General features: G+C 64.6%; 9 protein-coding genes. All 9 read left to right on the top strand.

What is annotated here, in order from left to right:
- Window positions 1–129: 129 nt before the first annotated feature.
- The 9 genes from ruvA (at window position 130) to QZY07_RS02145 (ending at window position 15,113) form a co-directional block, all read left to right on the top strand.
- Entirely contained in the window at window positions 130–741 is a 612-nt protein-coding gene (ruvA, locus tag QZY07_RS02185; RefSeq protein WP_295399465.1) for a Holliday junction branch migration protein RuvA, read from the top strand.
- A 102-nt stretch (window positions 742–843) separates the two neighbouring features.
- On the top strand, window positions 844–7,023 hold the full coding sequence (locus QZY07_RS02180) for a PAS domain S-box protein (protein ID WP_295399464.1): 6,180 nt from the start codon (window positions 844–846) through the stop codon (window positions 7,021–7,023).
- An 82-nt stretch (window positions 7,024–7,105) separates the two neighbouring features.
- Entirely contained in the window at window positions 7,106–7,405 is a 300-nt protein-coding gene (locus QZY07_RS02175; protein ID WP_295399463.1) for a type II toxin-antitoxin system VapB family antitoxin, read from the top strand.
- Window positions 7,399–7,839, top strand: coding sequence for a type II toxin-antitoxin system VapC family toxin (locus QZY07_RS02170; protein ID WP_295399462.1), 441 nt, complete (start codon window positions 7,399–7,401; stop codon window positions 7,837–7,839). The genes QZY07_RS02175 and QZY07_RS02170 overlap by 7 nt, the downstream gene beginning before the upstream one ends.
- 119 nt (window positions 7,840–7,958) lie before the next feature.
- Window positions 7,959–9,041: a glycolate oxidase subunit GlcE gene (glcE, locus tag QZY07_RS02165; RefSeq protein ID WP_295399461.1), complete on the top strand. Its 1,083-nt coding sequence runs from the start codon at window positions 7,959–7,961 to the stop codon at window positions 9,039–9,041.
- Window positions 9,042–9,050: 9 nt separating this feature from the next.
- The gene (gene glcF / locus QZY07_RS02160) at window positions 9,051–10,277 is read left to right on the top strand and encodes a glycolate oxidase subunit GlcF (RefSeq protein WP_295399460.1); all 1,227 of its coding nucleotides are present in this window, start codon (window positions 9,051–9,053) and stop codon (window positions 10,275–10,277) included.
- On the top strand, window positions 10,274–11,203 hold the full coding sequence (locus QZY07_RS02155; protein WP_295399459.1) for a 2-hydroxy-3-oxopropionate reductase: 930 nt from the start codon (window positions 10,274–10,276) through the stop codon (window positions 11,201–11,203). Before glcF ends, QZY07_RS02155 begins: the two co-directional genes overlap by 4 nt.
- 206 nt (window positions 11,204–11,409) lie before the next feature.
- Window positions 11,410–12,546 (top strand): HD domain-containing phosphohydrolase, encoded by a 1,137-nt coding sequence (locus tag QZY07_RS02150; RefSeq protein WP_295399458.1) that lies wholly within the window; start codon window positions 11,410–11,412, stop codon window positions 12,544–12,546.
- Between the two features lie 2 nt (window positions 12,547–12,548).
- Window positions 12,549–15,113, top strand: coding sequence for an ATP-binding protein (locus QZY07_RS02145; RefSeq protein WP_295399457.1), 2,565 nt, complete (start codon window positions 12,549–12,551; stop codon window positions 15,111–15,113).
- Window positions 15,114–15,172: the final 59 nt, after the last annotated feature.

Raw genomic sequence — 15,172 nt, 5'->3', positions numbered from 1 at the left:
CCGTCGCGCAAGCGTGCCGCCGCCTCCTGGCGCGACTGGCGGCCTTAACGAAGAAGTTTTCAGTTTTCAGCAACTGCCAACTGCCAACTGACACCTGACACCTGACACCTATCAACTGAGAACTGAAAAATGATCGGCCAACTCCGTGGTGTGATCCTCTCCAAGCACCCCCCACAATTGCTGCTGGAGGTGGGCGGGGTTGGCTATGAGGTCGACGCCCCCATGACCACCTTCTACGACCTGCCGGCGGTGGGCGAGACGGTGACGCTCATCACCCATTTTGTGGTGCGCGAGGATGCGCAGATCCTCTACGGCTTTCTCCATGAACGCGACCGCGCGCTCTTTCGCTCCCTGCTCAAGGTCACCGGGGTGGGCGCGCGTATGGCGCTGGCGATCCTCTCCGGGATGGATGCCGCGCGCTTCGCTCAATGCGTCGAGCAGGATGACAGCGATGCCCTGATGCGCATTCCCGGCATCGGCAAGAAGACCGCCCAGCGTCTGGTGATCGAGATGCGCGACCGGCTCGACGGTCTGGCCGGCGGTGTCGTCAGGATTCCCGGCAGTTCCGCTCCGACGCCGGGCAACGCGCGGGATCGGACGCTCGCGGATGCGGTGAGCGCGCTGGAGGCGCTCGGCTATCGGCCACCGGACGCCAGCCGCATGGCGCGCGCCGCCGACGATGGTGCCAGAACCTCCGAGGAGATCATCCGCACCGCCCTGCGGTCGATCAATCCGGCCTGAGCGCGCCGGGCGGAGCCTTGGAAAGCGTCTACTCTTTGAGCAGGGCGTTGCGCTGGCGAGAAACCGATGGGATCCGCAAGGATCCATCGAAACCCGGATGGGATGCCGCTGCCTGAGGTGGCGATGAACGTGTTCGTGAAGTGGCTGTATGAGGACCGGACCGCGTCGCTGCGTCGGTCGGGCGAGAGGATGGCGCATTTAGGCTGCGGTTGGCGTCGCCCGCTCCTTGCATTCCTGATGCTCGTGCTGGCCCTGCCTGTCCCGATCGCTCGCGCCGTCCAGGATCCCCCCCCCGAGGTGGTGATCCTCAACTCCTACCACCCCGGCGAAGGCTGGTCCGATAACGAACTGGCCGGTCTGCTGCAAGCCTTCCGGCAGGTCTACCCGGAACGGCCGCCGTCGATCGAATACCTCGATGCCAAGCGTTTCCCCGCTCCCGAGCATCTGCTTTTGCTCAAAGATTTTCTGGTCCGCAAATACCGTGACCGCCCCGTCGATCTGGTGATCGCGCTCGACAATCCCGCGCTGGATCTGTTGCGCGCCTATCCCGATGAACTGTTCGCGGGCGTCCCGGTCGTCTTTGGCGGAATCAACGGCTATCGGCCCGAGCTGCTGGGCGAGCGCGACCGGGTGACCGGCGTGGCGGAGGTCCAGGACATGGCGGGCACGCTGGAACTGGCGCTGCGCCTGCATCCCGGAACCACCGGGGTGCTGGTGATCCACGACTACACCGCCTCGGGTCTTGCGGTGCGCCGTGAAATGGAGTCCGTGCTTTCCGCCTTCCAGGATCGTCTGCGGATCGAATTCTCGGCGGATGTTCCCTTTGCCGATCTGGCGCGGCAACTCGCGGCCCTTCCGCCCGACCGGATCGTGCTACTGCTCACCTATGTCACCGATCGCGCCGGTCAGGTCTTCAGTCGCGAGGAAAGCACTCGCCGGATCAGCGTGGCCAGCCCGGCGCCGGTGTATGCCATGCACGAGATCCGCCTGGGTCACGGCATCGTGGGCGGTCTGCTGCTCGATGGCCGTCAACATGGCGCCCAGGTGGCGGCGCTCGCCCTGCGGGTGCTGGCGGGGGAGGAGCCCAACCAAATTCCCGTGGAGCAAAGCCGGGGGCTTCCCGCCTTCGATGCGGAGCAACTCCAGCGTTTTGGATTGGGCAAGGACGCCCTGCTTCCCGGCAGCGTGGTCATCAACCTCCCGCTTTCCTTTTACAGCCTGAATCGGGGGCTGGTGTGGGGAAGTCTGGCGGCACTGTTGCTCCTGGCGTTCGTGGTGCTGGTGCTGGGGGGCGCGCTGCTCCGCGCCCGCCGCGCCGAGGCGTCCTTGCGCGCGAGCGAGTCGCGCTATCGCAACCTCTTCGAGACCATGGCCCAGGGGGTGGTCTATCAGGCCGCCGACGGCCACATCCTGTCGGCGAACCCGGCGGCACAGCGCATCCTTGGGCTGACCCTGGACCAAATGCAGGGTCGGACCTCGCTCGATCCGCAATGGCGCGCGGTGCGGGAAGACGGTTCGGACTTCCCCGGCGTGGATCACCCCGCCATGGTGGCGCTGCGCACCGGACAGGAGGTCTCCGGCGTCCTCATGGGGGTCTTCAATTCAGAGCGCAAGGACTACCGCTGGATAAGGCTCCACGCGACGCCTCAATTCCAGCCGGGCGACGCGCGACCCTATCAGGTCTATGCCACCTTCGATGATGTGACGGAACAGAAGACCGCCGTCGACGCGCTGCGCGAGAGCGAGGAGCGGCTGCGGCTGGCGACCCGCGCGACCAACGATGTCATCTGGGACTGGGATATCCCTCGGGACGAGCAACGCTGGAGCGAGGCGGGGACGCAGGTGTTCGGCTGGACCGAGCCGGTCGCGCATCCCGTTAGCGCCGACTGGTGGCTGGAGCGCGTCCATCCGGATGACTTGCAACGCATCGCCGCGGGGTTTTATGCCGTGGTCGAGAATGCGGACTGCGATCACTGGCAGGACGAATACCGCTTGCGGCGCCAGGATGGCGACTACGCCCCGGTCCTCGATCGCAGCTATATCCTGCGCGATGCCCAGGGGCAGCCGGTGCGGATGATCGGCGCGATGCTGGATCTGACCGAGCGGAAGCGAGCCGAGGAACGGCTGGCGCGGCTGGCGCGTCTCTATCAAACCCTGAGCGATACCAATCAGGCGATCGTCCACATCGCCGACGAGGGCGAACTGTTCGAGCGGATCTGCGCCCTGGTTCAGCAATTGGCCGGCTTTCGGCTGGTCTGGATCGGGCTGCACGATCCCGCTCGAAATCGACTGCTCCCGCGAGCGGCCAAGGGCCAGGACGCGGAGATTCTGCTGCGGTTCGAACTCTCGCTCGATCCCGACGCCCCGGAAGGACAGACGCTCGCGGCGGACTGTTTCCGCGACGGCACGGTGATTCTGTGCAACGACTGTCACGCCTTCGGCGAACATGAACGTGGGCGCCGCCTGCCCTTCAAGGAGGGCTTGTCGGCCATCGTCTGCTTGCCCCTGTGCCGGCACGACCGGACCGTTGGGGTGCTGGAGATCGGTTCGACCGAGACCGGCTATTTCGATGACGAAATCATGGGCCTGCTCCACGAGATGGCGTCGGATATTTCCTATGCGCTCGACAATCTGGATCGGGCGCGGACCTTGCGGGAAACCCTGGAGCGGATCGCCACGCAACGCAGCTTCTACGAGAGCATTCTGGAGAAGGTTCAGGATGGCATCTTCGTCACGGATGAGGGGCACCGCATCCGTTACGCGAATGCGGGCATCGCCAGAATCTCCGGTCTTGCGGTCGAGGAAATCCGCGGCCGGTGCGTGCTGGAGGAGTTTCCGGAGGAGACCCTGCACGAGTTTCGCCCGCTCTATCGGCAGGCGCTGGCGTCCTGCCAGCCGCTCCCCTACGAGATTCGGGTGATGACGCCCGCGGGTCGGGATGGCTGGCAGGCCGGCTGGCTGATCCCGACGAGCGAGCGGGACACCTTCGCCGGGATGATCTGCACGGCGCGCGATATCACCGAGACGCACGCCGCCCAACTCGCGCTGGAGCAATACAAAATCGGGCTCGAAAAAACGGTGGAGCGGCGCACCGCCGAGCTACGGGATTCGGAGGAATTCCTGCGTCTGATCCTGGAAACCAGCGCGGGCGGACTTTATGGACTGGACTTGGAAGGGCGGATCACCTTCGTCAACCCCGCCACTTGTGATCTGCTGGGTTATCCCGCCGACCGACTCCTGGGTCGCAATAGCCACGCCCTGTTCCACAACCGGCGACCCGACGGCAGCCCCTATCCGCCGGAGAATTGCCCCGTCTGCGCGACCCTGCGCGAGGGCCGCTCGGCCACGGTGGACGACGAAGTGTTCTGGAACGCCAACGACCGACCGATTCCGGTGATCTATTCCATCCGACCGATGCGGCGGGATGGCGGCATCGTCGGCGCGGTGGTGAGCTTTCTGGATATCGCCGAGCGCAAACGCCTGGAAGAGAAGTTGCGACGGCTGGCCGAGGCGGTCGCGGGGATCGCCGGCGTCCGTGACCTGGCCAGTCTCGCGGCCCTCGTTTGCGCCGCCGCGCGCCAGTTGACCGGGGCCGATGGGGCGACCCTGGCGCTGCGCGACGGGGAGGAATGCCACTATCTCGACGAGGACGCCATCGCTCCGCTCTGGAAGGGCCCGCTGGCCGACTGCGTCTCGGGCTGGACGATCCGGCAGGCAGAGCCGCTCGTCATGGAAGATTGCCGGAGCGATGGGGCGGCCCAGGCGGGCGGGCGGTCGGGCGCACCGACGAAGATCGCTCCTGGCGGCTTCGTCAGGGGGCTCAGTCTGGTGCCCGTCGGCCGTCACGACCCGTTGGGCGCCCTGGGCTGTTACTGGGCGCGGCCCTATCGGATCAGCGCGGAGGAACTCGGGCTGCAACAGGCGCTGGCCGATGCCACGGCGGTTGGGCTGGACAACCTGGGCCTCTACCGGCGACTGGAGGATGCGCGCGCGCTGGCCGAGCGTCTGACCCAGATCAAGAGCGTCTTCCTGGCCAACATGAGCCACGAGATTCGCACCCCGATGAATGCCATCGTCGGGCTGGCCTATCTGCTGCAACGCGAGATCCGGGATCCCGAACAACGCAACAAGCTCGGCAAGCTGATGACCGCGGCGGATCATCTGCTCGCGATCATCAACGACATCCTGGATTTCTCCAAGATCGAGGCCGGCAAACTGTCTCTGGAGCGGATCGATTTCGAACTGGACGAGGTGCTGGACCGGGTCTGCGCCCTGGTCGGCGAGCAGGCGCGGGCCAAGGGGCTGGAACTGGTCCTGGATCTCGACGAACGACTCTCCGGCGCGCCCGTCCTGCACGGCGACCCGACCCGTCTGACCCAAATGCTGCTCAACTATCTGGGCAACGCGGTGAAGTTCACCGAGCGCGGCGCGGTGACGCTGCGCGGTTGGGTCGAGGCGGAGGAGGGCGACGACTGGCGGTTGCGGTTCGAGGTCCGGGATAGCGGGATCGGCATCGCCGAGGAGGATCGGTCGCGGTTGTTCGAGGCGTTCGGTCAGGCCGACAATTCGACCACCCGCCGTTACGGCGGAACCGGGCTCGGGCTCGCCATCAACCGGCGCCTGGCTCGGATGATGGGGGGGGACGTGGGCGTCGAGAGCCAACCCGGCGCGGGCAGTACCTTCTGGTTCACTGCCCGTTTCGGCAAGGCGCATCCGTCCAGGCAACGGCCCGATGTCATGCGCCTGCGCGGGAGGTCCGTGCTGCTGGTCGAACATCAACCCGAGACGCGCGCGGCACTGCGCGAGATGCTGATCCATCTCGGTCTGCGGGTGACGGCGGTCGAGGACGGTCTGGCCGCGCTGGCGACGGTCGCCGAGGCCGACGCGGCGCAGGATCCGTTCGCGCTGGCGCTGCTGGATGGGGACATACCGGATCCGGATGGACTGGAGACCGCGCGCCGTCTGCGCGATCTGCCGCTGATCCAGCCGCCGGCCCTGCTGCTGGTCGACCGGCAGGCCGACGATGCCGCGCGGTGCGCGGCGGCGCGGGCCGCCGGGGTGCGCGTCTGTCTGGCGAAACCCGTGACCCCCTCGGCCCTGAACGACGCACTGATGCGGGCGCTGGACGCCTTCAATGCCGGACCGCGCGGGTCGCGCGTCGCGGCGGACACGGGTGCGTCGACGCAGCCGTCCGCGGTCGAGCGCGCGCTGGCCGCCGCTCACCGGGGGGCGCGGCTGCTGCTGGCCGAGGACAACCGGATCAACCAGGAGGTGGCCCTGGAACTGCTGCGCGCGGTCGGACTCCAGGTCGATCTGGCGGATGACGGCGCGCGGGCGGTCGAGATGGCGCGCGCCCGGGACTATAACCTGATCCTGATGGACGTGCAGATGCCGGCGATGGACGGGCTGGAGGCCACGCGCGCCATCCGCCAACTGCCGGGCCGGAGCGAGACCCCGATTCTCGCCATGACCGCCAACGCCTTCGCCGAGGATCGCGAGCAATGTCTGGCGGCGGGCATGAACGACCATGTCGGAAAACCGGTGGAACCGGACGCGCTGTTCGCCGCGCTGCTGAAATGGTTGCCTCCGGCCGGCTCCAGCGCCTCCCCGGTTGCTCCGTCCGAGCCAGCCGCCGGCGCGACGCCCGGCCAGGCGACATCGCCAGCGCTGGCTCTCGCCGATCTGGCCGCCATCCCCGGTCTGGAGACCGCGAGCGGTCTGCGCGGTGTGCGCGGCAAGGTGGAGATTTATCGCCGTCTGCTGGCGACCTTCGCGGACCATCACGGCGGCGACATGGCCGAGCTGCGTGCCGGTCTCGCCAACGGCGACCGCGCAACCGCGCGGCGTCTCGCGCATACCCTCAAGGGCGTCTCCGGCACCCTGGGCGCGACCGGCGTTCAGGCACTGGCCGCGGCGCTGGAGACCGCGCTTCGGGATGGCGCGCCGAGCGCGGATCTGGAGCCGTCGATCGCGGCGCTGGAGACCGCGCTCACCGTCCTGGTGGATGGCATCCGGCGTCATCTCGCGCGGCTCGCGCCGCCCGCCGAGAGTGCGCCCGATGGGGATCGGCTGCGTGCCGTGCTGTCCGAGCTCAGGGAACTGTGCGCCGAAAATAACACGCGCGCGACCCAGGTCGCGCGCGCCCACGCCGATCTGCTGCACCACAGGCTCGGCCCGGCCGCCGCGGAGTTGGAACGGCGGATCGATGACTTCGACTTTGAAACCGCGCTCCAGACACTCGACGCCCTGCTGGCGGCCAGACCGGACTGGCGTGAATCCTGATCGCGGCGGTTACGCGTGTGATGGTTGGAGTCAGGCATCCGACCTCACGCCTCTGTGTAATGCCATCCCTGATTGCGTTACGATGCTGTCAACGCCAACCAGACTGGAGTGGTTGCAAACCATGACCCTGATGATCGTCAACGACGAGGTCGAGCAACTCGCTCACGAACTGGCGCGCCAAACCGGCGAGCCCATCCCTCGGATCATCCTCGAAGCCTTGCGGGAACGTGCCCGTCGCATTCAAACGCCGCGTGCCGAAGTTCAAGCGATCGCCCGGATTCGGCGGGCCAGGCAATCCTGTGCTCGGCTACCGGACCGCAACACGGATTCCGTCGACGCGATCCTGGGCTATGGACCGGACGGAACCTTTGACCTATGGTGATCGACAGCTCGGCGTTGATCGCCATTCTGTTTGACGAGCCCGAGGCCGATGCCTTGACCGCTGCCCTGGCCGCCAATCCGATCCGTTGCATGAGCACCTTTTCCTTGCTGGAAACGTCCGTCGTCCTCTTTCGGCGCAAGGGCGCCGAGGCGGTTCAAGAGTTGGATGACATGCTGGCGGATCTCGGGGTGGAGATCGTTCCCTTCGATGCCAATCAGTCCCGTGTCGCCCGGACGGCGTATGAGCGCTTCGGCAAGGGAGTGCATCGCGCGGGACTCAATCTGGGAGATTGCTGTTCCTATGCCCTGGCAACCGTGCGTGAACAGCCTTTGTTGTACAAAGGAGAGGATTTTCCTCGCACGGACCTGCCGGCACTCGCTTTCACCGATGTGCCTGCGTCGCTTTTGCCGACGGTATCAAACAAAACCGACTGATCATCGTAAAACAAGTAGGCTGATTGCTAAATCGATATCGGCTTGAATCTTCCCGCAGCGGATCGCAGCTTAAGCCTCTCTGATCGGCGCATGGCGCATGGCGGCTTTGAGGACACTCGGTGAATCACGATCTGACGACTGAATTACAGGACCGCGTGCATGCCGCGCTGGCGGCCGGGACGCGGCTGGCGCTGATTGGCCATGGCACCAAATCATTTTTCGGTCGCGTCGGTACGGGAGAACCGCTGGCGCTGTCCGACCATGCCGGCATCCTGAATTATCAACCTCAAGAGCTGGTCATCACGGCGCGCGGCGGGACGCCGCTCGTCGAGATCGAAGCCGCGCTGGCCGAGCACGGACAGGCGTTGCCCTTCGAGCCGCCACACTTCGCGACCGACGGACGCGACGCCACCCTGGGCGGCACCGTCGCCTGCGGTCTGTCCGGCCCGGCGCGGCCCAGCGGGGGCGCGGCGCGGGATCTGGTGCTGGGCGCGCGGGTGTTGACCGGACGCGGCGAGGTGCTGCGTTTCGGTGGCGAGGTGATGAAAAACGTCGCCGGTTACGATGTCTCGCGGCTGATGGTCGGCGCATTGGGGACGCTCGGCATCCTGCTGGATGTGAGCATCAAGGTCATGCCGGTGCCGCCCGCGACGCGGACCTTGGTCCATGACGGCTCGCTGGCGGAGGCTCTGGCCCGGATGACTGCCTGGGCCTTGAAACCGCTGCCGATCACGGCGACCTGCTGCGATGGCGAACGGCTGTGGGTGCGTCTGTCCGGCACCGCTCAGGGCGTCGACGAGGCGGCGGGTCGCCTCGGCGGCGAACAAATGGATGACGCCCTGGCCGACGCCTTCTGGCGCGACCGGGTGCGCGAGCAGGGGCATTCTTTTTTCGCGGGAGAGCGGCCGCTGTGGCGGCTTTCGCTCCCCCCGGCGACGCCAGACCTGGCATTGCCGGGCCGGCAGATGATCGAATGGGGCGGGTCGCAACGCTGGCTGCGCGGCGACGCGGCGGACGGCGCAACCCTCCGCGAGCGCGTCGCGGCGGTCGGCGGACACGCCACCCTGTTTCGGGGCGGGGATCGGACCGGCGAGGTCTTTCACCCGCTGCCGGATGGGCTGATGCGGCTGCATCGTCAACTCAAACAGTCCTTCGATCCGGGGGGCATTCTGAACCCCGGACGGCTGTACGCGGGGCTGTGAGACTCCGCCATGCAAACCGAGATCCTGCCCGAATTCCTGCGCACCCCGGAGGGGCGCGAGGCCGACGCCATCCTGCGGAGCTGCGTTCACTGCGGATTCTGCACCGCGACCTGTCCGACCTATCAATTGCTGGGCGACGAACTGGACGGGCCGCGCGGACGCATTTATCAGATCAAGCTGGTGCTGGAAGGTCAGACGCCAACCCGCGTGACCCAGCGGCATCTCGATCGTTGTCTGACCTGCCGCGCCTGCGAGACCACCTGTCCCTCGGGGGTGCGTTATGCGCGACTGGCGGAGATCGGCCGGCATCTGGTCGAGGAGCGGGTCCAGCGGCCCTTCGCCGAGCGCCTGTTGCGTCAGGCGCTGATTGGCATCGTCCCCTATCCGGCGCGGTTCGGTCCGTTGATGCGGCTCGCGCGTCTGGTCGCGCCGTTGCTGCCGGCGACCCTCAGGGCCAAGATCGCGACGCCGCGCCCGCCGGGCGACTGGCCCGTGCCGGTCGGTCGCCGGCGCATGCTGGCGCTCGCCGGCTGCGTGCAGTCGGTGTCCACGCCGCTGACCAATGCCGCCGCCGCGCGGATTCTGGCGCGTCTCGGGATCGATCTGCGGGTGACGCCCGAGGCGGGCTGCTGCGGCGCGGCGGCCTATCATCTCAGCGCCCGTGAGGCTGGGCTGGCCGCCATGCGCCGGAACATCGACGCCTGGTGGCCCGAGATCGAGTTCGGCTGCGAGGCGATTCTGATCGCCGCCAGCGGTTGCGGCGCCATGGTCAAGGAGTATGGCGAGGCGCTCGCCCATGACCCGGACTATGCCGCGAAGGCGGCGCGGATCGCCGAGTTGGCGCGCGATCCCGCCGAGATTCTGGGCCAGGAGGATCTGTCGGTCCTCGGCGCGCCGGGGCAGGGGCGTCGGGTCGCTTTCCACTCGCCCTGTACCCTGCAACACGGTCAGCAGCTCAAGCAGGTGGTCGAGCCGATTCTGACGCGGCTCGGGTTTACCCTGACCGGCGTTCCGGACGGCCATCTGTGCTGCGGGTCCGCTGGTACCTATTCCATTACCCAGCCGGCGTTGTCCGAACAGTTGCGGCGCAACAAGATCGCCGCGCTGGAGTCCGAGACGCCCGAGGTGATCGCGACCGCCAATATCGGCTGCCAGCTCCATCTGGAGGCGGGAACGCCGACCCCCGTGGTGCATTGGCTGGAGTTACTGGATCGACAGGAGGCGGGAATCGCATGACGGACAGAGTCGGCTTTATCGGCTTGGGGATCATGGGCCGCCCGATGGCTCTGAACCTACAACGGGCAGGCGTCGATCTGGTGGTGCATGCCCGTCGGGTAGAGTCCATGCGGCCACTCTCAGAGGCGGGTGCCGTGACCTGCGCGAGCCCGGCGGAGGTCGCCCGTCAAACGGATGTGATCTTCACGATGGTGTCTGACACTCCGGATGTCGAGGCAGTGATCCTGGGTGCAAACGGTCTTGTCGAGGGTGCGCGAGCGGGTGCGGTGGTGGTGGATATGAGCACCATTTCGCCCTTGGCCTCCCGCGTCATCGCGAAACGGTTGGCTGGGCAGGGTGTCGAGATGCTGGATGCACCGGTCTCGGGAGGCGAAGTGGGTGCGATCAACGGCACCTTGTCCATTATGGTGGGCGGTTCGGTCTCGGCCTTCGCGCGGGTGCTGCCCATGCTGGAGATGATGGGCACGAACATCGTTCGCATCGGCGAGAACGGAGCCGGTCAGGTTTGTAAATGCTGTAATCAGATACTGGTGGGTGCCACGATTGCCGGGGTGGCTGAGGCCCTGTTGCTGGCCAAGTCATCCGGGGTGGATCCCGCAAAGGTACGCGAGGCACTGCTCGGCGGTTTCGCCAGGAGTCGCGTCTTGGAAATCCATGGTCAGCGGATGATCGACGAGGATTTCAGGCCCGGATTCAAGGTGCGACTGCATCAAAAGGATTTGCGCATCGTGACCGAGAACTCTCAAGCACTGGGTCTCGCCCTTCCGTCGACAGCCCTGGTCTCTCAATATCTGAACACGCTGGTTGAGCAGGGGCTTGGCGATCTGGATTCGGCGGCGATCTATCAGGTGCTGCGGGAGATGAATGCCTCCGGGGGAGGTCATCCGCCCGCGTCGGACAGCCAGATTCCCGTATCAATCCGATGATACCGCGTTTCATGGACCCCTGTGGGTGACTGCGAGAGGGGGTTTCACTCTGCCTCGAATCTGCCAGGAACGGCCAAAGACTGGTTGTACCCATGTGTTTTTACATGTCATCCTATCGGCAAGGAATCTTCGAGTTGCCTCGTCCTTTCGACGTCGCGACTTTCGTCTGTTTCAAGCTGGGCTGAACCCGAGAGGATAGATCCCGAGTGATTGCCTCAACACTTGGTGGAGAGACCTCTCAGGTCATCATCGTCGACGACCAGAGCGCGGGACGCAAGATCCTTGAACAGGTGATCCGTAGCATCGGTCTGGAGGTGGAGATTGCCGTCTTCGACGATCCCGTGTCGGCCTTGCAGCGCATCAATGCCCAAACGCCGGACCTGATACTGACCGACTACATGATGCCGGGCATGGACGGTGTCATCTTCACCCAGCATGTCCGCAACATACCTGCCTGTGCGGATGTTCCTCTCGTGGTCGTCACCGTCGTGGAGGATCGGCAAATTCGCTACGAGGCTTTTGACGCTGGGGCCACTGACTTCCTGAACCGCCCGATCGATCAGTACGAGTGCCGGGCGCGCTGCCGCAACCTGCTGATCATGCGCCACCAGCAAAAGCTCATTCAGGATCGCGCGCGCTTGTTGGAAAACCAAGTGGCGCTTGCAACGCAGGAGATACTGGCGCGGGAGCGCGAAACCCTGCTGCGGCTTGCCAAGGCGGGCGAGTATCGGGACGAGGGGACCGGTAACCACGTTCTGCGCATCGCCCGCTACTGCCGCATCATGGCCGAGACCATGGGTCTGCCGCTGGCGCATTGCGAGGACATCGAGCTGGCCGCGCCGATGCACGACATCGGCAAGGTTGGCATACCCGACAGTATCCTGCTCAAGCCCGCCAGGCTGACGGACGCGGAGTTCGCGGTCATCCGTGGGCACCCACGTATCGGTTACGAGATACTCAAGGATAGCCCGTCCCACTTCCTGCAGCTCGGTGCAACCATCGCCCTGTCGCATCACGAGAAGTTCGATGGTACCGGCTATCCACGGGGCCAGCAGGGCGATGATATACCGATCGAGGCACGCATCGTCGCGGTCGCTGACGTCTTCGACGCACTGGTTTCGGAGCGACCCTACAAGCCATCCTGGTCGGTGCGGGAATCGATCGACTATCTGCGCGACCTGTCCGGTACCCATTTCGATCCGCGTTGCGTCGATACCTTTATCCAGCGAATCGACGACATCCGCTATGTTGGTGAGGATCTCCAAGACGCGCAGCGCTCACGTATCTCTTTGATCACAGAAGATATTGAGGTGACGGATACGTTGGCCTCCCAGCGCCGCTGATCATGGATGCTCCGACCTGCCTCACGCGGTGGAAGCAGGCGCTCATCTCACTGATCGAGCGGATGCGTCAGCGTCCTGACAGTGAGCACCAGCAGGCAACGATTCGTCTGATTCTGGGGGGGCTGATATCAATCTATTTATTAACCCTGGACTTTTCCAGCGACCAACCCGTCCGCTCCCTTGCCATTTATTGGGGCGTTGGGATCTTCACGGCAGCCTCGCTGTTGCTCTTCCTGGCGGTCATCGCCGATCCGCGGGAGTCTCCGCTCCGTCGTTGGCTCGGCATCTTAACGGATATGGCCGCAACCTCCGCGTCGATGATTCTCGCTGGGGAAAATGGCACCCCGTTGCTCGCGGTTTATCTCTGGGTCATCGTCGGCAATGGTTTTCGCTATGGCGTCAAATACCTGGTGATTGCCACGGCCGTTGGCGTGGCAGGCTTCGTCTGCGTCATCTTTGTGTCCGATTTCTGGGCGCGGCACGGGAGCATCAGCATCAGTCTGCTGATCGTGCTCCTCGTGATTCCAGGGTACGTCGCTGGCTTGCTCAACAAGCTCAACGACACGATGGAGCGTCTCAAAGAGGCCAATGAGGCCAAGAGTCGCTTTCTCGCCAAGATGAGCCACGAACTGCGCACGCCACTGAACGGCGTCATCGGCATGAGCGACCTGCTGATGGACTCTGGTCTTGACGCGCGCCAGCAGGGACTCGCGAGGACCATACAGAACTCGGCCGGGACACTCCTCGGCATCATTGAAAACATCCTTGATTTCTCGAAGATCGAGGCGGGTCGGATTCTCATCGAGGAGATCGACTTCGATCTCCACCAGTTGACGGCTGACATCGTGCAGATGTTCAAGCCACAGGCGCTGCGTAAAGGTTTGCGCCTGGGTCTGATCATCGATCCGCGGATTCCCTTCCAACTCCGGGGCGATTCGTTGCATTTACGGCAGATCCTCACGAACCTCCTGAGCAACGCAGTGAAGTTCACCGAGCAGGGAAGGGTAGATCTGCGTCTCGGATTGGTGCGTGCCGATCATGGCTGGATCAAAGTACGTTTCGAAATCGAGGATACGGGTATTGGCATCCCCGTCGCGGAGCAAGGGCGCATCTTTGAGAGCTTTCGACAGGCCGACAGTTCCATCACCCGCCGCTTCGGCGGTACCGGGCTTGGTACCGCGATTGCCCGCGAGCTCACGCATCTGCTGGGCGGTCAGATCGGGCTCGAGAGCGAGGTTGGACGCGGCACTCTGTTTTGGGTCGAGTTGTCCTTGTCCGTCTCGCGCACGGCCCCCGTCGACCCAGCGGAGAGTCTCGGCAACGTCCGCGTGCTGGTCGTGGGTAGTCACAACGCTTATGGCAAGTTACGCCGGATACTCGACGACTGGCGGGTTGAATCCCAGAACGTTACCACCTGTGCCCGTGCCTTTGCTGAGCTACTGGGGGAGGCGGCTCAAGGTCGCCGCTTCAGTGGCGTACTTGCGGTGGCTGGCGACCTCGATCTGCGACCCGATCAGTTTGCGGCGGGAATTCGGGGCGAGTCCGTGCTCCAGGAGACGAGTCTCGTACTCCTTGACGCGTCACCATCGCTCGGTTCTGCACCGGCTTTGCGCGACACCGATTTCTCTGCGGTATTGAGTGCGCCTCTGGACAAGACTCTGCTGCTCAATGCCATCCACGTCGCTCGCAGCGCACAGGATGTACCCGATAACGTGGTCTCGTTGGCCGACTATTACAGTCATTTGGTGGCAGCCCCGCATCAGGGGTTGAGTATCCTCATTGCCGAGGACAATGAGACGAACCGCATCGTCCTCCAGGGTATCCTTGAACGCGCGGGTCACCGGGTGACAATCGTGGGCGATGGCGAGGCGGCACTGGATGCGCTGGAATCCCCCGATCAGCACTTCGACCTCATGATACTGGACAAGAACATGCCCGGGCGGAGTGGTCTGGATGTCTTTCGCGCCTATCGCTTTATGGTTCCGCGCAATCCGATACCCGGAATCATACTCAGCGCGGATGCAACCCCAGAAGCCCTGCTTGCCTGTAAGGAAGCAGGGGTTGACGCCTACCTGACCAAGCCGGTGGAGACCCACAGGCTGCTGGCGACGATTGCTCAGCTCAGCAAACGAGCCGAGTGCGCGACCGAGGAGACTGCCCCGGCGAATCAAGAAGCCAACACGACAAGTTTTGATGTCGATAGTCTGGTCGACGTCGCGAAGCTACGTGCTCTGTTGGATCTTGGTGGAGATTCCAGTTTCTTCGAGGATCTAGTCGCCGGCTTTCTTCGCGACAGTCGGCGATCGCTACAAAAGATGGCCGCCGCGCTTCAGGATCGGGATTATCCGATGCTTCGCGAGGCCATCCACGCCCTGCGCGGTAGCGCTTCAGAGCTTGGCGCCACTCATCTTGTCGCACTGTGCGCCACGCTCAGGACCTTAAAGCCCTTTGAACTCGGTACACCCCGAGCGGTTGAAATGCTCGACACAATGCAGCATGCCTATTCAGCAACTGCATCTTTACTCACTGATTTCCAGCACAGAGACCGCGAAACAACCGCCGAGTGAAGGCGCTCGGCTGCCTAAAAGCCCAAGGAAACGCTTAAATTTTCCAAATTAGATCGTTG

This window comes from uncultured Thiocystis sp., from assembly GCF_903866365.1.
Lineage (GTDB): Bacteria > Pseudomonadota > Gammaproteobacteria > Chromatiales > Chromatiaceae > Chromatium.
The sequence above is the reverse complement of the archived record's forward strand: the minus strand, read 5'-3'. Positions and strand labels throughout refer to the sequence as shown.

What these genes read in the sequence shown, in the direction of transcription:
- ruvA (WP_295399465.1), top strand. Translation starts at nt 130, where the DNA reads ATGATCGGCCAACTCCGTGGTGTGATCCTCTCCAAGCACCCCCCACAA.
- QZY07_RS02180 (WP_295399464.1), top strand. Translation starts at nt 844, where the DNA reads ATGCCGCTGCCTGAGGTGGCGATGAACGTGTTCGTGAAGTGGCTGTAT.
- QZY07_RS02175 (WP_295399463.1), top strand. Translation starts at nt 7,106, where the DNA reads ATGCTGTCAACGCCAACCAGACTGGAGTGGTTGCAAACCATGACCCTG.
- QZY07_RS02170 (WP_295399462.1), top strand. Translation starts at nt 7,399, where the DNA reads ATGGTGATCGACAGCTCGGCGTTGATCGCCATTCTGTTTGACGAGCCC.
- glcF (WP_295399460.1), top strand. Translation starts at nt 9,051, where the DNA reads ATGCAAACCGAGATCCTGCCCGAATTCCTGCGCACCCCGGAGGGGCGC.
- QZY07_RS02155 (WP_295399459.1), top strand. Translation starts at nt 10,274, where the DNA reads ATGACGGACAGAGTCGGCTTTATCGGCTTGGGGATCATGGGCCGCCCG.
- QZY07_RS02145 (WP_295399457.1), top strand. Translation starts at nt 12,549, where the DNA reads ATGGATGCTCCGACCTGCCTCACGCGGTGGAAGCAGGCGCTCATCTCA.